The 18,376-nt window shown below is 64.8% G+C and carries 17 protein-coding genes; 5 read left to right on the top strand and 12 right to left on the bottom strand.

Annotation, left to right across the window (positions count from 1 at the left end; genetic code table 11):
• Positions 1 to 48: 48 nt before the first annotated feature.
• The 4 genes from ACWAT4_RS18995 to gltX form a co-directional block, all read right to left on the bottom strand.
• A complete protein-coding gene (locus ACWAT4_RS18995) occupies positions 49 to 1,227 on the bottom strand; it encodes an ROK family transcriptional regulator (protein ID WP_449731230.1) in 1,179 nt (392 codons plus the stop codon).
• Positions 1,228 to 1,356: 129 nt separating this feature from the next.
• Entirely contained in the window at positions 1,357 to 2,073 is a 717-nt protein-coding gene (locus ACWAT4_RS19000) for a hypothetical protein (protein WP_449731109.1), read from the bottom strand.
• 100 nt (positions 2,074 to 2,173) lie between these two features.
• Positions 2,174 to 3,478 carry a citrate synthase gene (gltA, locus tag ACWAT4_RS19005; protein ID WP_212300864.1) on the bottom strand — a complete coding sequence of 435 codons (1,305 nt, stop codon included), beginning with the start codon at positions 3,476 to 3,478 and terminating at the stop codon, positions 2,174 to 2,176.
• A 147-nt stretch (positions 3,479 to 3,625) separates the two neighbouring features.
• Positions 3,626 to 5,053 carry a glutamate--tRNA ligase gene (gene gltX / locus ACWAT4_RS19010; protein ID WP_449731110.1) on the bottom strand — a complete coding sequence of 476 codons (1,428 nt, stop codon included), beginning with the start codon at positions 5,051 to 5,053 and terminating at the stop codon, positions 3,626 to 3,628.
• 155 nt (positions 5,054 to 5,208) lie between these two features.
• Here gltX and ACWAT4_RS19015 point away from each other — a divergent pair, with 155 nt between their 5' ends.
• From ACWAT4_RS19015 to ACWAT4_RS19030, 4 genes are all read left to right on the top strand, one after another.
• Positions 5,209 to 6,885, top strand: coding sequence for a glutamine--tRNA ligase/YqeY domain fusion protein (locus tag ACWAT4_RS19015; RefSeq protein ID WP_449731111.1), 1,677 nt, complete (start codon positions 5,209 to 5,211; stop codon positions 6,883 to 6,885).
• A 9-nt stretch (positions 6,886 to 6,894) separates the two neighbouring features.
• Positions 6,895 to 7,281, top strand: a complete 387-nt coding sequence (locus ACWAT4_RS19020; RefSeq protein ID WP_212300861.1) for a nuclear transport factor 2 family protein — start codon at positions 6,895 to 6,897, stop codon at positions 7,279 to 7,281.
• Positions 7,282 to 7,404: 123 nt separating this feature from the next.
• Entirely contained in the window at positions 7,405 to 7,638 is a 234-nt protein-coding gene (locus ACWAT4_RS19025; RefSeq protein WP_015685840.1) for a DUF2171 domain-containing protein, read from the top strand.
• A 96-nt stretch (positions 7,639 to 7,734) separates the two neighbouring features.
• Complete coding sequence (locus tag ACWAT4_RS19030; protein ID WP_449731112.1) at positions 7,735 to 10,032, top strand: ComEC/Rec2 family competence protein; 2,298 nt, start codon at positions 7,735 to 7,737, stop codon at positions 10,030 to 10,032.
• Positions 10,033 to 10,042: 10 nt separating this feature from the next.
• Here ACWAT4_RS19030 and ACWAT4_RS19035 read toward each other — a convergent pair whose 3' ends face one another.
• From ACWAT4_RS19035 to ACWAT4_RS19070, 8 genes are all read right to left on the bottom strand, one after another.
• On the bottom strand, positions 10,043 to 10,477 hold the full coding sequence (locus ACWAT4_RS19035; protein WP_212424572.1) for a hypothetical protein: 435 nt from the start codon (positions 10,475 to 10,477) through the stop codon (positions 10,043 to 10,045).
• A 196-nt stretch (positions 10,478 to 10,673) separates the two neighbouring features.
• Positions 10,674 to 10,871: a hypothetical protein gene (locus tag ACWAT4_RS19040; RefSeq protein WP_212300857.1), complete on the bottom strand. Its 198-nt coding sequence runs from the start codon at positions 10,869 to 10,871 to the stop codon at positions 10,674 to 10,676.
• Positions 10,872 to 11,048: 177 nt separating this feature from the next.
• Positions 11,049 to 11,750 (bottom strand): transcriptional repressor LexA, encoded by a 702-nt coding sequence (gene lexA / locus ACWAT4_RS19045; protein WP_128966471.1) that lies wholly within the window; start codon positions 11,748 to 11,750, stop codon positions 11,049 to 11,051.
• Between the two features lie 176 nt (positions 11,751 to 11,926).
• A complete protein-coding gene (locus tag ACWAT4_RS19050) occupies positions 11,927 to 13,138 on the bottom strand; it encodes a molybdopterin molybdotransferase MoeA (protein WP_449731113.1) in 1,212 nt (403 codons plus the stop codon).
• 120 nt (positions 13,139 to 13,258) lie between these two features.
• Positions 13,259 to 14,386: a helix-turn-helix transcriptional regulator gene (locus tag ACWAT4_RS19055; protein WP_449731114.1), complete on the bottom strand. Its 1,128-nt coding sequence runs from the start codon at positions 14,384 to 14,386 to the stop codon at positions 13,259 to 13,261.
• 146 nt (positions 14,387 to 14,532) lie between these two features.
• A complete protein-coding gene (locus tag ACWAT4_RS19060) occupies positions 14,533 to 14,730 on the bottom strand; it encodes a hypothetical protein (protein WP_212300854.1) in 198 nt (65 codons plus the stop codon).
• Positions 14,731 to 14,889: 159 nt separating this feature from the next.
• A complete protein-coding gene (locus ACWAT4_RS19065) occupies positions 14,890 to 15,516 on the bottom strand; it encodes an HAD family hydrolase (protein WP_212300853.1) in 627 nt (208 codons plus the stop codon).
• 15 nt (positions 15,517 to 15,531) lie between these two features.
• On the bottom strand, positions 15,532 to 16,659 hold the full coding sequence (locus ACWAT4_RS19070) for an alpha-hydroxy acid oxidase (RefSeq protein ID WP_212300852.1): 1,128 nt from the start codon (positions 16,657 to 16,659) through the stop codon (positions 15,532 to 15,534).
• A 307-nt stretch (positions 16,660 to 16,966) separates the two neighbouring features.
• Between ACWAT4_RS19070 and ACWAT4_RS19075 the strand changes: the two genes are divergently transcribed.
• Positions 16,967 to 18,304 (top strand): S41 family peptidase, encoded by a 1,338-nt coding sequence (locus ACWAT4_RS19075; RefSeq protein ID WP_212300851.1) that lies wholly within the window; start codon positions 16,967 to 16,969, stop codon positions 18,302 to 18,304.
• Positions 18,305 to 18,376: the final 72 nt, after the last annotated feature.

An 18,376-nucleotide genomic window follows, 5' to 3' on the forward strand; every position in this document is an offset into this window, starting at 1 on the left:
CTCCCGGGTGTGAACTCTTTGGCGCGAGACGCGCGACATCAGATTATTTCAGGCGGCCTCCGTCGATGCGGCCGGCATGCCGCCGCTTCTGGTCAGGCAGAACGCGGCGAAGGCGAGGGCTGCCTGCGGGTCGTTCCCGTTCGAGGGCGGCACGAAGGCGACCGACACCTGCGCCAGCTTCCGGCCGCCCAGCAGGCAGGCGTCGATCCCGTCGATGACGGCCTTTCGATCCTGTTCAGCAAGATGTGATGGCCAGCCGCTGACGACGACGCCGCGGCAGGGCTTGACGTTCAGCGTGTTGCCGATGGCAAGGCCAAGCCTGAACAGCCGCTGCCGCAATTCCCGGCGCACGCGCGATGTGAGGGGGATCGTGGTCACCCAATCAGGGCCAAGCTGAAGCAATTCCGTTTCGGTGGCGCGTAGCAGGTCGGCCAGTGCCGGCAGCGACGTATAGGCTTCGACACAGCCGTGATGACCGCAGCGGCAGCGGGGGCCGTCGGTTCCGAACACCATATGGCCGAGCTCGACCGGGTCGAGCGCGTCGTCTTCGATTGGATCGTCAACCCAGGCGCCGGCGACGCCCTGGCCGACGAACACGAACAGATGCGCGTCGTTGAACGGATAGTTTTCCGTGCGGCAACGATGAAAGGTGGCGTGTGCCACCACCGAGTTGGTGAACGTGACTGGCACCTCCGTAAACAATTCGGCAAACATGTCGCCGATACGTCCGACGTCACAGGGAATGATCGGATTGCCTGATACGCTGAGGCGGCCGAGACCAGGAATGGTGATGCCGACCTGCGCGAGGGCGATCCGGCGGCGGCGCGTCCAGTCGCGCAGCAATGTCAGCGCCTCGCGAAATACCCGGCCGACGGATTCGATCGTCGGCTTCTTCGGCAGCGGCACGCGCTCGGTGTAATGCAGCTCGCCAGACAGACTGCCCACGCCGACGCTGAGCCATTGGCTGGTCAGCTCGAGCGCCCCAAGCGCCACGCTGTCGTCAAGTGAAACGAGACCCGTCGGGCCGCCGACATAAGGGGCAGGGCGCCGCACTTCCTCGATCAGGCCTTCGGCCTTCAGGTCAAACAGGATGCGCGACAGGCTCGCTTCCGACAGGCGCACGGCTCTTGCCAGCGGCGGCCGGAACGAGCCGCCCGACTGCAGCAAGTGAGTCAAAATGGCAGCGCGCGTCTGCCGCCGACTTCTCGGCTGCTCCGGCATTTCCATCCCTGTCGTCGTCATTCTTACTTAGTGTAAGAATTTGCGCGCGGAGCGTTTCGTCTGTCAAGCGCTCGTCGGCGCGATGCATGGACTTGTTGTTGTGCGCGGCAGCAAGATCGGAGCGTGCGACACTGCTCACGACAAACGCGTGACGTCGACGATGATCCGTTTGTGGTTGTCTGGGTCAACCAGGACGGGCAACTCGGTGCCTGGCGCGGCGCGGCTTTCGCGGCGGCTTGAACTGCTGAACGACATGCGCGTGACCGCTTCCCAGCCTGGTCCGCCGTTGGGGTCGTTTACCCGGACGGCAATGTTCCATGTTCCGCCCGGCGCGCTGCTCGGTTGCACCTCGTGTGCAGCCAACACCATCCCCGTGGCGGGCACCAGGCCGAGGGCCGCGGCGCCGCCGGCGAGCGCGATCTCAGTCTGTTGCGGCGTGAGGCCGTTGACCAGCGCCGGCGATGGCGCTGCGTGCTCGACCTCGCGCCAGGTGCGGGGAAAGGGATGGCGGCCGGGCGTGTCGGTCTGCTCCGCGCCCGTTGGCTCGCGGCGCAAGTGTGCGGCGAGCCGTTCGGCGGCCTCTGGTTCGGTCGGCACCAGATCCCATTCAATCCTGAACCGCGAGGGGGCAGCCAGGTCCACGGTGACGGGAAGCGTCATGCCCGGGCGCGGCCATTTCGGCTTGGGCACGTCGTAACCGCTGTACCGCACGGCCGTCGTGGCCAGGCGCTCTGCAGTGATCACCCCGTCAATGTCGCATTTGGGGTAAAGAACCATCTCGCTGGCCGCGTCGGGGAATGGCGAGCAGGCTGTAACCTGCAACCATCCATCCACCGGGTTCGTGATCCGCATCCGCTTGCCCCGTGCTTTGCTCGTCTGTCTGGCGTCTTGCCAAACAAAAACGGCGCCATCGTGAGATGGCGCCGTCTTGTGAGTCGTGTCGTTTGCAGACTTACTTGCGATCCTTCATCGCGACGTAGTCGCGGCGGGTGACGCCGGTGTAGAGCTGGCGCGGACGGCCGATCTTCTGCTGCGGATCCTCGATCATCTCGCTCCACTGGCTGATCCAGCCGACGGTGCGGGCGACCGCGAACAGCACGGTGAACATCGAGACCGGGAAGCCCATCGCCTTCAGCGTGATGCCCGAATAGAAGTCGACGTTCGGGTAGAGCTTGCGGTCGATGAAGTACTGGTCGCTGAGCGCGATCTTCTCGAGCTCGAGCGCCACCTTCAGCATCGGATCGTCGCCATGGCCAGTCTCCTTGAGAACGGCGTGACACATCTTCTGCATGATCTTGGCGCGCGGATCGTAGTTCTTGTAGACGCGATGACCGAAGCCCATCAGGCGGACTTCGGAGTTCTTGTCCTTCACCTTGGCGATGAACTCGGGGATCTTGTCCACCGAGCCGATCTCGGCAAGCATTGCCAGTGCGGCTTCGTTGGCGCCGCCATGCGCCGGGCCCCAGAGGCAGGCGATGCCGGCGGCGATGCAGGCGAACGGGTTGGCGCCCGAGGAGCCGGCGATACGCACCGTCGAGGTCGAGGCGTTCTGCTCGTGGTCGGCGTGCAGGATGAAGATCTTGTCCAGCGCGTCAGCCAGCACCGGGTTGATCTTGTACTCCTCGCACGGCACCGCGAAGCACATGTTGAGGAAGTTCTCGGCGAAGGTGAGCGAGTTCTTCGGATACACGAAGGGCTGACCGACCGTGTACTTGTAGGCCATCGCGGCCAGCGTCGGGATCTTCGCGATCATGCGCATGGAAGCGATCATGCGCTGCTTCGGATCGTTGATGTCGGTCGAGTCGTGATAGAACGCGGCGAGCGCGCCGACCGAAGCGACCATGACGGCCATCGGGTGAGCGTCACGACGGAAGCCCTGGAAGAAGCGGGCCATCTGCTCGTGCACCATCGTGTGACGGGTCACGCGGTCGTCGAAATCCTTCTTCTGCGCTGCTGTCGGCAGGTTCCCGTAGAGCAGCAGATAGCAGGTCTCGAGGAAGTCGCCGTTCTCGGCGAGCTGCTCGATCGGATAGCCGCGGTATTCCAGCACGCCCGCATCACCGTCGATATAGGTGATCTTGGACTGGCAGCTCGCGGTGGAGGTAAAGCCGGGATCGTAGGTGAACAGGCCGGACTGGCCGTACAGCTTGCCGATATCGACGACATCAGGTCCGACGCTGCCGCTGTAAATCGGAAGATCGTAATTCTTGTTTCCGACCGTCAGCGTGGCGGTCTTATTGCTTGGTTTTGCGTCCATCGTAGGTCCCCGATGTGTGGTGAAACGGGCCGGAGCCGGAGTCCCCCAAGGGAGAAAATGGGGCAGGCCGGATGTTCCAGAATGTACGGGGGAGATGGGTATATTATTGCTGTGTGCGCTGCAAGATCACCCGCACGCATGGTCGACTTACGTCGTAGACTGATCCTTCAGCCGGGCGAGGCTTTCCTGGCGCCCGAGCACGTCCAAAACCTCAAATATACCAGGCGATGTGGTGCGGCCGGTCAGCGCGGCCCGCAGAGGCTGGGCGACGGCGCCGAGCTTGAGACTATTTTCCTCGGCAAAAGCGCGCAGCGCAGCCTCCGTGGCGGCGCCGCTCCAGGTCTCAACTTTCTCCAGCGCGGAATGAAGCTGGCCGATCAGCTTGCGGTTTTCCGGCGTCAGCAGCGCTGCTGCCTTGGGATCGAGCTGCAACGGCCGCTCGGCGAAGATGAAATAGGCGCCGTCGATCAGCTCGATCAGCGTCTTGGCGCGCTCCTTCAGGGCCGGCATGGCCTTGAGAAGCTGGGCGCGCGTGGTGTCGCTTAACTTGGCCTTAATCTCGGCGCGCGCGGGCACGACGTGGTCGAGCACGTCCTCGAACATCTTCACGAGCGATTGATCGTCGGCGTGACGGATGTAGTGGCCGTTGAGGTTCTCCAGCTTGGCGAAGTCGAAGCGAGCGGCAGCGCGGCCGACATTGGCGAGGTCGAACGCCGCGATCATCTCCTCGGTGGAGAAGATTTCCTGATCGCCGTGGCTCCAGCCGAGGCGGACGAGGTAGTTGCGTAGCGCGGCCGGGAGGTATCCCATTGCGCGATAGGCATCGACGCCGAGCGCGCCGTGGCGCTTGGAGAGTTTCGAGCCGTCCGGGCCGTGGATCAGGGGGATGTGCGACATGTTCGGCAGCGCCCAGCCCATCGCATCGTAGATCTGCTTCTGGCGCGCGGCATTGATCAGATGGTCGTCGCCGCGGATGACGTGGGTGACGCCCATGTCGTGGTCGTCCACGACCACCGCGAGCATATACGTCGGGTTGCCATCGCCGCGCAGCAGGACGAGGTCATCGAGGTTCTCGTTCTGCCAGACCACGCGGCCCTGAACTTGGTCCTCGATCACAGTCTCGCCGGTCTGCGGCGCACGGAGCCGAATGGTCGGCTTGACGTCGGACGGTGCGGTTGCGGGATCACGGTCGCGCCACATGCCGTCATAGAGGCGGGTGCGGCCCTCTGCGCGCGCCTTCTCGCGCATCGCGGTGAGCTCTTCAGCGGTGGCGTAGCAGCGGTAGGCCTTGCCGTCGGCGAGCAGCTGCTCGGCTACCTCGCGGTGGCGGGCGGCGCGGCTGAACTGGTAGATGACGTCGCCATCCCAGCCGAGCTCGAGCCATTTCAGCCCGTCGAGGATGGCGCCGATCGCGGCCTCGGTGGAGCGCTCGCGGTCAGTGTCCTCGATCCGGAGCAGCATCTTGCCGCCGTGCTTCTTCGCATAGAGCCAGTTGAACAGCGCCGTGCGGGCGCCCCCGATATGGAGGAAGCCGGTCGGCGAGGGAGCGAAGCGCGTGACGACGGAATCGGTCATTCTTGGCAGGGCCTATGCATTGGAAGCGGTGGTGTATAGCAGGAACGGGACATAACTAAAGCCCGGCGGCGGATGGCTTGCAGCCTCGCTTAACACTTGGCTCGGCGACGCGAATTTGGCAGAAGAACCGCTGATTTCCCTACAGGATTTTCCTAATGACAGAACCGGTGGCGACTGAGGTTGGGCGCGATTTCATTCGTGACATCATCCAGGCTGACCTCGATCAGGCCAGGTACAAGGAGATCGTGACCCGGTTCCCACCGGAGCCGAACGGCTACCTGCATATCGGCCACGCCAAGTCGATCGCCCTCAATTTCGGCATCGCCCAGGAGTTTCCAGGCCGCTGCCATCTGCGCTTCGACGACACCAATCCGGTCAAGGAAGAGCAGGAATATATCGATTCCATCCAGGCCGACGTGCGCTGGCTCGGCTTCGACTGGGGCAAGAATCTGTTCTTCGCCTCGGACTATTTCGAGCGGCTCTATGAATGGGCGGAGAAGCTGATCCGCGACGGGCTCGCCTATGTCGACGACCAGACCCAGGAGGAGATCCGCCTCTCGCGCGGCACGCTGACCGAACCCGGCAAGAATTCGCCGTTCCGCGACCGCAGCGTGGACGAAAACCTCGACCTGTTCCGCCGCATGAAAGCCGGCGAATTCCCGAACGGCGCGCGCGTGCTCCGGGCCAAGATCGACATGAGCGCGGGCAACATCAATCTGCGTGACCCCGTGCTGTACCGCATCCTGCATGCGCATCATCCGCGCACCGGGACCAAGTGGCACATCTATCCGAGCTACGACTATGCCCACGGCCAGTCGGACGCGATCGAGGGCATCACGCACTCGATCTGCACGCTGGAGTTCGAGGATCATCGGCCGCTCTATGACTGGTTCATCGAGAAGCTGCCGGTGCCGTCCAAGCCGCACCAGTACGAGTTCGCGCGGCTGAACCTGACCTACACGCTGCTGTCCAAGCGCGTGCTGACCCAGCTCGTCCGCGACGGCCATGTCGCGGGCTGGGACGATCCGCGCATGCCGACCATGGCGGGCATGCGCCGCCGCGGCGTGCCGCCGGCCGCGCTCCGTGAATTCGTCAAGCGCATCGGCGTCGCCAAGGCCAACAGTGTGGTCGATGTCGGCATGCTGGAGTTCTGCATCCGCGAGGAGCTGAACCGCACCTCGCAGCGGCGCATGGGCGTGCTGCGGCCGCTCAAGGTGGTGATCGAGAATTATCCGGAGGGGCAGACCGAGGAGCTCGAGGCGATCAATCACCCGGATGATCCCTCCGCCGGTACGCGCAAGATCACGTTTGGCCGCGAGCTCTATATCGAGCAGGACGACTTCATGGAGAATCCGCCCAAGAAGTTCTTCCGCCTGTCGCCGGGCAACGAGGTGCGGCTGCGCTACGCCTATTTCGTCAAGTGCACCGGCGTGATCAAGAACGACAAGGGCGAGGTGGTGGAGCTGCGCTGCAGCTACGATCCCGCGACCAAGGGCGGCAATGCGCCCGACGGCCGCAAGGTCAAGGCGACCATGCACTGGCTGCCGGCGGCGAATTCGGTGCCCGCGGAGATCCGCATCTACAACCAGCTCTTTGCCAACCCGAGCCCGGACGCCTCGAACTTCGCCGCCGATCTCAATCCGCAGTCGCTGGAGATCCTGTCGGACGCGCGGATCGAGGCATCGGTTGCCGAGAGCAATTCGACCGAGCCGATGCAGTTCGAGCGCCAGGGCTACTTCGTGCGCGACAAGGACTCGACGCCGGGCAAGCCGGTGTTCTCGCGCACCATCGGTCTGCGCGATACCTTCGCGAAGGAAGTTGCCAAGGGCTGAGGAAAGGCCATGCAGGACGAAGCCGACGCCATCGTTTCCGCCATCATCGCGAAATGGTGCGCCGGCTTCGCGACGCTCGATGCGGCCGCGCTGTCGTCGCTGTACTCCAAGAACGCGTTCTTCTTCGGCTCCAATCCAAAACTCTATCGGGGCAGGGATGGCGCTGCCGACTATTTCAACGGCCTGCCGCGTTGGCACAAGCCGAGCGCGGTGTTTTCCGAGGTGCAGGCGGCGCACGCGGGGCCGGATCTGATCAACATGGGCGCGACCATCTCATTTGATCTCGCCGGGGAGCGGCCGGATCTCGTGGTCAAGATGAGCTGGGTCATCATTCGCGAAGATGGCGACTGGAAGATCGTCAATCACCACGCTTCGGCGAAGGCGCCGTTGATTTGACGTAGGTGCTAGCATATCAGTTTCGTCATTCCGGGCTCGCGCCAAGTGGCGCGCCCCGGAATGACGATAGAAACGAACGAGCTCCCCCGGCGTTGATGTGGATCCAACCAATGGGATCCCGCCATGCAGAACATCGCAGAACACATGGAAGTCATCGGTGCCGACGGCGTCCATGTCGGCACGGTCGACAAGGTCGAAGGCAACCGCATCAAGCTGACCAAGAAGGACAGCGGTGAGGGCAGCCACAAGGGTCACCACCATTTCATCGACAAGGGCCTGGTCGCCGGTGTCGAGGGCAACAAGGTCCGGCTATCGGCCAAGGCGGATGTCGCCGTGACGATGGAAGAGGAAAAGTAGGGCTGTAGCCGCTCGTTCTCGATCTGTACCGCTATTCGACGGCCTGCACGTTCCGGTAGCTTCTGCCCCCGTCGCGTATCGCAGGGTTGCTCAGGAATGGCGGAGCCGGGCCGACCACAGCGCGCCTCGCAGGGGATCGCCGGGACGCCGATTGCAGGGACCTGGCCGACTGGCCGGACCGCGTCGGCCGGCGGCCTTGTGCCGGCAGGTTTTGACGTCTGGCCTTCGATCGTTGGGACGCTGCGCGAATGGGTGCGCGCCGAGGCCGGCGCCGGGCGGTTGTTCCCTTGGGTGCCCATCGCTTTCGGCTGTGGCATCGCGCTCTACTTCGCCGCTGATCATGAGCCGGTGCTGTGGGTCGCCGCCACGACGGCGGCGGCACTCACGATCGGCGCGGTGCTGTTGCGGCGGAGCCGGCTGTTTGCGCCTGCGATCATGACCGCGGCGGTCGCGGCCGGCTTTGCCATGGCAACGTGGAAGACGGCACGCATCGAACATGCCGTGCTCGCGAAGCCGCTCTATTCGGTGTCGCTGTCGGGCTTCGTCGAGACTCGCGACATCCGCGAACGGACCGATCGGTTCGTGCTGCGCGTCACCGCGATGGAGGCGCAGCGCAGCGACGTGAAGCTCGATCGCGTCCGTCTCTCCGTGCGCAAGGGGACGGCGCCCGACGTCGGCAGCTTCGTGCAGTTGAAAGCGCGGCTGATGCCGCCGCTCGCACCATTGCGGCCGGGCAGCTATGATTTCTCGCGCGATATGTTTTTCCAAGGCATCGGCGCCTCCGGTTTCGCAATGGGGGCGATCACCGTCTCTGCGCCGCCCGCTGCCGGTGGCCTGCAGTTGCGCTACGCGGCCGTCATGCAGGGCCTGCGCGATGCGATCGATGCGCGCATTCGCTCTGTGCTCGACGGCGACAAGCGCGCGATCGCCACCGCGCTTCTGACCGGCCGCCGCGATGCAATCACCACGCCCGTCAACGACGCGATGTTCATCTCCGGTCTCGGCCATGTGCTGTCGATCTCCGGCTATCACATGGCCGTCGTCGCCGGCGTCGTCTTCTTCGCAGTCCGCGCGCTGCTGGCCCTGATCCCGGGACTGGCGGTCGGCTTCGCAATCAAGAAATGGTCGGCCGCCGCGGCGCTCATCGCATCAGCATTCTATCTGCTGCTCTCCGGCGCGGAGGTCGCAACGCAGAGATCGTTCTTCATGACCGCGGTGGTGCTGATCGCCGTGATGGTCGATCGCCGCGCCATCACGTTCCGCACCCTGGCCGTGGCGGCTTTGATCGTGCTTGCGGTTGCGCCGGAGGCGCTCGTCCATCCGAGTTTCCAGATGTCGTTCGCGGCGACGCTTGGGCTGGTGGCGCTGGTGCAGATCGGTATGCCGAACCTGTTTGCTTCGCCGGATCATTCGGCGACCGCGCGGATCGCGCTGTGGGGCGGCCGCGAGATCGCGATGCTGTTCATGGCCTCGATGATCGCGGGGCTCGCGACCACGCCCTATGCCGCCTTCCATTTCCATCGCGTCACGCCCTACGGCGTGCTCGCCAATCTCGGCGCGATGCCGGTGGTCTCGGCGCTGGTGATGCCGGCCGGGCTGTTGGGATTGCTCGCGGCACCGTTCGGGCTCGACGGCGTGTTCTGGTGGCTGATGGGGATCGGCATCGACTGGATGGTGGCGGTGTCGCGCTGGGTGGCCGCGCTGCCAGGCGCGGTCGGCCACATCGCAGCCTTCGGTACCGCGCCGCTGATCGCTGCCAGCCTCGGCCTCATCCTATTGGGTCTGTTGCGCACTCCGCTGCGCTGGTCGGGCGCGTTCGTGCTCATGGCAGCTACCGTCTGGGGTCTGTCGGTCCGTCAGCCCGACATCCTCATCGCCGGTAACGGTCAAAGCGTCGCGGTGCGGGGCAGGGACGGGCAGCTGCATCTGATCAGGACCAGCAAGGACAATTTCCTGCTGAAGGAGTGGCTAGCTGCGGACGCCGATCCGCGCGATGCCGGCAGCGCCTCGCTCGGTGACGGCGTGTCCTGCGACGAAATCGGTTGCGTGACGCCGCTCGCCGACGGCCGCATGATTGCGCTGGCGCTGCGCATCGACGCACTGGCCGACGATTGCAGCCGTGCCGCGCTGGTGGTGACAGCCAGGCCCGCGCCGCCGGATTGCGCTGCGATGGTGGTCGATCGACCGCGTCTTGCGCGTCAGGGTGCACTGGCGCTGACGCAGCGTGGTGACGGTTTTGCGATTGCGGCGGTGAAGGCGAGAGGCGCAAATCGCCCCTGGTCGCCGGCGGCGGCCGGCGATGGAGAATTCGAACAGACCCTCATGCCACGATCGACAGCTCCGCGCGCCAAAGACGCAACACCATCGGAGGCCGACCTTCAGGCCGAGGATTAAGGCCGTTGTCTCAGCCGATCGGCAGACGCGGGGGCGTCGTGCGGTTGTCGGCGATCACGCGCGGCTTCTGCTCGCGCTCGCCGAGCGGCTGGGTCACCGGCAGTTGCAGCACGGTCGCGCGCTGGCCTTCGACCAGCTGCGTCACCAGCACGTATTTGCCGTCGGGGAATTCGATCGCGTCGTGATGACGATCGGGAATGTGCGGATCGATCTTGCCGAACTTGCCGACGCGCGAGTTGACAGTGCGGGTCCAGATCCAGCGATTATCGTAGCGGACGTTGTCGGCGAAGGCGAGCTCCGTTCCCGGAAGGAGGCAGACCGCGACCGACATGTCGGCTTCGGAGGCGAAGCCGCGCGTCGAGGTGCCGCGGAAGGTTGTCGTGACGATCGTCTCGCCCACTTCTGCGGGGCGCGTCGCGACAGCGTGCAGGCTGTAGTCACACATCGGGGTGCTCCTCAATCAGGATAGCGACCCACGCCTCTGTCTCGGACGCGCAGGCCCCTATCAGAGTGGAAGCCTGCGATCTTATGCTTGTTTGTGGGCAAATCTGCGGCTCGCATCCGCAGCGCGCGATCACATTATCTTTTTCAAATGCACGAGGAACAAAGCCTGCTCTCGCGCATTCGGAGAGCGCGTTGCCTCAGCGGCCAGCAGGTGCCGACCAGCCCGAATATTGCCAGCCCGGTTGCGACGGCTGCTCGACGGCGTTGCGGGCGTTGCGGAATTGCTCGCTCGTCGCCTGCGGTGCCTTGCGGGCGTGGTGCTGCGCAGCCAAGGCCTGCGACGCTGATGCTGCGATCAGCGCCATCGCGACGGTGCTCAAAATGATCTTGCGCATGGTGGTCTCCTCGGTCTCTCAAAGGCCTGCGAAGCGACGCGTGCTTCGTTGCGGCGTACCGAGGATGTCGCGCTGGAGAGGGGACCGGATAATCTGTGCAAAACCAGAAAGACTATCCAGCCGGAGCGGACAATCGTCCGCTCCAATCGTTGATCGCGGTCGTCGATCGCGACGCGCTCAATACTTCCGGTACAGCCCGATCAGCTTGCCCTGGATCTTCACCCGGTTGGGCGGAAGGATGCGCACCTCATAGGCCGCATTGGCAGGCTCAAGTGCAATCGAGGCGCCGCGGCGGCGGAAGCGCTTCAGCGTGGCCTCTTCGTCGTCGATCAGGGCCACCACGATATCGCCGGTGTCGCAGCTCTCGTTGCGCTGGATCAGCGCCATGTCGCCATCGAGAATGCCGGCATCGACCATCGAATCGCCGCGTACTTCGAGCGCGTAGTGCTCGCCAGCCCCGAGCATGTCCGGCGGGACGCTGATGGTGTGGCTGCGGGTCTGCAAGGCCTCGATCGGCGTACCGGCCGCGATCCGACCCATCACGGGCACTGCAACCGGGCGTTCGCCCTCGTCGGCGGGTGGACTCGAGGTCGTGCGCACCTTGCCGAGGTTGCCCTCGATGACGCTCGGCGTGAAGCCGCGGCGGTTGCCGGCGGCGGCCTGGAGCTCGGGCAGCTTGATCACTTCGATCGCGCGGGCGCGGTTCGGCAGGCGCCGGATGAAGCCACGCTCCTCGAGCGCGGTGATCAGGCGATGGATGCCTGATTTCGAGCGCAGATCGAGCGCGTCCTTCATCTCGTCGAAGGAGGGCGGCACGCCGCTTTCCTTCAACCGCTCGCTGATGAACCGCAGGAGCTCGTACTGTTTGCGCGTTAACATCTCGACCAAAATCCCCCGGTTGATGTCGTTCGATTCCGAGACGCTGAGTTCAGCGATAAGCCGCTACATGCTCGAAACAAATCATGAACGGACACTATATGTTCGATACATGTTCCGCAACTGCTTAATTTACCGTGAACGCGACAAAGTTCGCGGAACGGTTGCGAACGAAGCGGTCAGGCGGGCAGTCGCAGCACCTCGCAAGGCGTGCCCGTCGCGGCCTTCGGCGCAAACGGCGGGCGCACGAGAAGTGCCTGTGCCGCAGCGAGATTCGCAAGCAGCGAGGAGTCCTGGTGATCGACGGGGACGACGACGAGCGTGCCGTCGTCGCGCATGTCGAGGCGCGCGCGCAGATAATCCTCGCGCTGGTCGTTGGCGCCGACATCGCGGCCGAGCACGGCGCGTTCGCGACGGTGATGAACCGCGGAGCGACCTGAGAGCGCGCGAATCAGCGGCACCATGAACAGGAAGGCGCACACATAGGACGACACGGGATTGCCGGGCAGTCCGATCACCCGCATCGGCCCGAGCTGGCCGTTCATCATCGGCTTGCCCGGCCGCATCGCAATCTTCCAGAACGCCATCGCGGTGCCTTCTTCCCTCAGCGCCTGCTGCACCAGATCGTGGTCACCGACTGAGGCGCCGCCGGTCGTGATCAGGATGTCGGCACCGGATTCGCGCGCACGGCGGATGCCGGCGGTGGTGGCGGCAAGCGTGTCGGCGGCAACGCCGAGGTCGACGGTATCGGCGCCCTCGCTGCGGGCGAGCGCATGCAGGGCGTAGCCGTTGGAATAGACGATCTGGCCATGGCCGGGCGTTGAGCCCGGCATCACCAGCTCGTCGCCGGTGGCGAGAATCGCGACCTTCGGGCGGCGGCGAACGGCAAGCTGCGGGTGGTTCATGCCGGCGGCGAGCGCGACGTCGCGCTCGGTCAGCCGCGCGCCCTTGCGCAAGAGCACGTCACCCTCGCGGAAGTCGATACCGGCAGGGCGGATGTGCCGTCCGGCGATGGCGGCTTCCCTGATCACGATGCGTCTGCCGTCGGCGACCGTGTCCTCCTGGATCACGACGGCGTCCGCGCCATCGGGAACGACGCCGCCGGTGAAGATCCGGACCGCTTCGCCCGCGCCGACAGTTCCTGCGTAAGGGCGGCCGGCTGCGACCTCGCCAATGACGGTCAGCTGCGCGTCGACCTTTGCCGCATCGGCCGCGCGGACGGCATAGCCATCCATCGCTGACATCGCCTGTGGCGGTTGCGTCCGCCGCGCCGCGACATCGCGCGCGAGCACGCGATGAAAGGCCTCATCGAGCGAGACTGATTCTTCGGCCAGCGGCTCTGCACCGGCGAGCACGGCGGCAAGCGCATCGGATACCGGCATCAGGGCCACAGTGAACTCCTGCTACAAATCGAGTGATTTGGTCGGCAAGGTTCTAGCCGAGCGAAGGGGCTGAGGCAAAACACCGCGAGATCACGTGCAACACGCGCGCCTGCCTTCGTCGAAGGAGATTTATTTCTGCAGCATGAGCCGCACCAGCTCGGCCTGCCGGGTGACACCGGTCTTGTCGAAAATCTTCGACAGATGGCTGCGCGCGGTTCCATCGGTGATGCCGAGGCGCTCCGCCGTGGCCCTGCGGCCGCCGCCCTTGACGATCTCCAGCGCGAACGCGGCTTCAGCGCGGGTGAGGCCGTAGCGCTCGCGCAAAGTCTCGCCTTGCGTCTTGGCGGCGGGTTCGGGGTCGGTGATCAACACCATCGCGCTCGAGCGCCAGCCGGAGGCGAGGGGGACGGCCTTCTCGATCCATTCGCTGCCGACCGGTGTTACCTGCACGCGCAGCGGCATGCGGCCAGGCGGTCGCTGCAGGCTCATCTCGCCGCCGATGCGGTCCGGATTGTCGAGGCTGCAGGAGCTGATCAGTGCGCGCAGCTGATGACCGTCCTCGGCGTTGACGCCGCTCAGCACGCCGTCCTCGACAACGACACCGTGGCCGGTCTCCATAAGCTCGCGTGCCCGGCGATTGATGAAAACCGGGCGACCCTGCGCGTCCGCGAGAACAAAGCCCTGATCGAGCCCGTCCAGGCCCGCCAGCGCCGCGCGGCCGGTGATGTCGAGCTGGTGCGTACGCCGCTGGATAGCAACGGCGCGCACGAGATGCTGTGCCAGTGTCGCAAACAACCGGCGCGCCTTGGCATCATAGGGCTCCAGATTGGACGGCCGGTGGCTGGTCAGGATGCCGGTGGCATTGTGATCGACCAGCAAATTGGTCGTCAGCGGCTCGGTGTCGAAGCCGGCCGGCTGCCACCATTCGTTGTAGAAATCGCTGCTGGTGAACTGCGCGCGGCTGATGAAGTCGCCAATGGTGAAGATTTCGCCCGGCGTCCTGCCGACCCCCAGTGGCAGCAGCGGATTGCGCGGCGCCCAGCCGAGCAGGTCCTGCACGCGGGCGGGATCGATGCGCGGCGAGAGCAGGCTGGACAGCCCGTTGGCCGGATCGTAGATGCCAAACAGCACGCGGCCGCCGACGGCGTCATCGACGCGCTCCAGCACGCTCGACCAGCGGTCCTGCTCGAGCGCGGCGTCGTAGATTGCGCCCACGAGGTCCAATACGGCGTCGTCCGAAAGCTCGCCGGCGCGCATTCCAACCCCCGCAGTTGCAATGCGACATTTGAACGCAGTTTCAGGGTGGGAACAAGGTCAGAAAAGCGGCAGATCGGGCCTTGTTGCCGCGAAGCCGCAGTTTCCTGGGTATGGGCGATCGGATATCCGGCGAAGGGTGCATGAGATCACGACGTTGTCGGGTTTCCGTCCAGAGCCACGTCGGGCGCTTGGGGGCCCTGATCCCGGTCGGGCATTGGATCGGCCTGGGCCTTCAAATCGGCGGCCTTGCTGATCAGCTTTGCGGAAAGGTCAGAATCCGAGGTGGTTCTGGCGAATTTCATCAGCAGAGAGGCCTGCTTGGTGAGGTAGGTTTTGCCCAACACGTTGATACGTCCGATGTAGAAATCCCAACGGACTCATGAGTCCGGGAGGCGGGCATTCGTTCCAGGAACTTCGTATAAAAATGCACAGAGCTGGTTGGTTCCTGATCTCCGGACGAAATTGTTCCGGAATCGGCCGGTTGGGCAGCCGGCTTCGGCGGATCAGATCCCCAGCGCCTCCAGCGCAAGGCCGACGTCGCGGGGCGAGGTCACATGCACCGCGGTGAGGCCGCGAGCCCGGGCGCCCTCGATGTTCTCGACGAGATCATCAAAGAACACGATACGGTTGGCCGGCACGCCCATCGCGGCGACGACATGGTCGAAGGCTTCCGCATCCGGCTTGCGCAGGCCGATGTTGGAGGACAGATACAATTTGCGGAAGTGGCCGAGCAGGTCGGCATATTCCTTCGAGAAATGGTCCACATGCGGCCGATTGGTATTTGAGAATGCATAGAGCGGCATCCGCCTCGCCGCGCGCGGCAGCAGGTCCGCGATGTCGGGCATCTCGCCGGCGAAGATCGCGTTCCAGCCCTCGAGGAACTGCGCATCCGAGATGCCGATGCCGAGCGAGGAGCGCAGCGACTGGAAATAGTCCTCGTCGCTGATCTTGCCGACCTCGTGCAACCGGTAGGCCTCGCTGTCGCGGACATAGCGTGCGACGATGGCCTCTGGCTGGCACCCGGCATGTCGCGCCCAGCAGACGATCGCCTTGGAGAAATCGATGTCGAGCACCACGCGCCCGAGATCGAACAGAAGCGCATCCGCGCTGCCGGGAGAGAGCGATGTCATGGCGTCGTTTTCTCGTCAGTAGCGATATGGTTCGTGATCGAACAGCGGGAACGCGCTGAACACGCTCGGCGCATTGGTTGCCGTGGCCGGGTGCAGGCAGGATTTGTTGACCTCGGTGAACGAGGTGGCGCCCAAAAGACCGAGGCAGCGCAGCACCTCGTCCTCGAGGAGTTCCAGCATCCGCGTCACACCGGTCTCGCCGGCCGCGGCCAGCGCCCAGCATTGCAGCCGGCCGATGCCGACGAGGTCGGCACCTGCTGCGATCGCCTTGACGATGTCGGTGCCGCGGCAAATGCCGCCATCGACCATGATCTTGGCCCGGCCCTTCACCGCATCGACGATCTCGGGCAGCACATGCATGGCGCCGCGGCCGTGATCGAGCTGGCGGCCGCCATGGTTGGAGACATAGATCCACTCGACGCCGTGATCGACCGCGATCTGCGCATCCTCGGCCGTGGCGATGCCCTTGAGGATCAACGGTATCCTGAACTTGTCCTTGACCATCTTCACCGTCCGCCACTCCAGTCCTTTCTGGAAGTCGCCGCCGGTCGCGCGCAGGCGGCTCTCGCGCACGTAACGCTTGGCAATGTCGCGCTCTCGACGGCTGTAATGAGCCGTGTCGACGGTCAGGCAGAAGGCGGCATAGTTGGCCTTCTCGGCGCGGCTGACGACGTCGGCGACGAACGCGTCGTCGCCGCGGACATAGAGCTGGTAGATGCGCAGCGCATCGGGGGCCGCCTCGGCGGTCTTTTCCAGGCCCGGCTCGGAGACCGAGCTCAGCATATGCGACGCCCCGAATGTGCCGGCCGCACGCGCGACGCTGGCAGCGCCATGCGGGTCGAAAATCTCCAGCGCACCGACCGGGGCGAGCACCACCGGCAGGCGCATCTTGCGGCCGAACTGCTCGACAGAGCCGTCGACCTTGCGGACGTCGCGCAGCACCCTTGGGCGGAAAGCGATTTCATCCAGCGCCATGCGGTTGCGGCGCATCGTGGTCTCGGTCTCGGCGGCGCCGACGATGTAGTCCCAGGCATTCTGGTTGAGGTTGGAACGGGCCTTCCGGATGAATTCGTGCAGGTTCTGGAACGGCTCGCTGCTGGCGCCGAGCTCGACGTTCCGTTCCGGCCGGAGTGCTTCGTTCATTGTTATCCTCCCGAGAATTTGAAGCCTTACGCCATCGCCTATCCCGTCCGGCCGGCCAAAACCATCCTAAAATCGCATGGCTGCGAGGCGTTGTCCGGTTGACCGATTCCCGCTGAGAACGGGGCATTCTTCCGAACGTTGCCAAATGTTTAGGTCAAGGCGAAGGGATTTCGACCGGGTACGCGCCGGCGTGGCAGGCCGGCCTTGAAGAAACCAGAATGATATTGTGAGAACCGGGCTGGATCGCCATTTGCTTGGCGGCTGCCAAGCCTCAAAAGAACCGCTCAGCGAAAAGGCTACCCATTCCATGCGGAAAACCCTGCTATTCCCCCTGGGCGCGCTCACCGGCGCGTGCCTCACTCTCCTCGTATCCGGTCCGCAGGGCGGACTATGGGCGGCGCGGGCGGCGGCGGGCGCAGGTGATGCTTATTCCCAGCTCAATCTGTTCGGGGAGGTCTTCGAGCGGGTGAAGGCGAGCTATGTCGAGAAGCCCGACAATTCCAAGCTGATCGAAGGCGCGATCACCGGCATGGTGACCTCGCTCGATCCGCACTCGCGCTACATGAACGCCAAGGCCTGGACCGATATGCAGGAGACCACCTCCGGCGAGTTCGGTGGTCTCGGCATCGAGGTCACGATGGAGGAGGGCCTGGTCAAGGTCGTCTCGCCGATCGACGACACGCCGGCGTCCAAGGCCGGCCTCATGTCCGGCGACCTCATCAGCAAGATCGATGGCGAGGCCGTGCAGGGCATGACGCTCGAGCAGGCCGTCAACAAGATGAAGGGCCCGGTCGATACCAAGGCCAAGCTGACCATCATGCGCAAGGGCGCCGACGCGCCGCTCGACGTAGCGATCACGCGCGAGATCATCCATGTCCGCCCCGTGCGCTTCCACGTCGAGAACGGCGACATCGGCTACATCCGAGTCACCTCGTTCAACGAGCAGACCACCGACGGTCTGAAGAAAGCGATCGCCTCGATCTCCAAGGACGTTCCGCAGGAGAAGCTCGTCGGCTACGTGATGGACCTGCGCAACAATCCCGGCGGCCTGCTCGACCAGGCGGTGTCGGTGTCGAGCGCGTTCCTGCAGCGTGGCGAGGTCGTCTCGACCCGCGGCCGCAATCCGGAAGAGACGCAGCGTTTCACCGCGCATGGCGGCGATCTCACCAAGGGCAAGCCGCTCGTGATTCTGGTCAATGGCGGCTCGGCTTCGGCCTCGGAGATCGTGGCCGGCGCGCTGCATGACCACAAGCGTGCGACGATCATCGGCACGCGCTCGTTCGGCAAAGGCTCGGTGCAGACCATCATTCCGCTCGGCAGCGGTAACGGCGCGCTCGCGCTGACCACGGCGCGCTACTACACCCCGTCGGGCCGCTCGATCCAGGCGCAAGGCATCGCGCCCGATATCGAGATCCTCCAGGACGTTCCGGCCGAGCTGAAAGGCCGCGTCGACACCATCGCGGAGTCCCAGATGCGCGGTCATTTGCAGGCCGCCGACGGCACCGAGCAGACCGGATCGCAGTCCTACGTTCCGCCGGAAGAGAAGGACGACAAGGCGCTGCACGCGGCCTACGACTTCCTGCATGGCGTTACCGCGAATGCGGTCGCCGCCAAGCCCGCGCCGAAGGCTGCGGTGCCGAACTAGGGCCAGAGCAGGCCGCAACAAGCTGAGCTCTTGTCTTGCGAGTTCCTCGCGGACAAGGGCGCGAAGCGCCGG

This window comes from Bradyrhizobium sp. T-1, assembly GCF_053592855.1.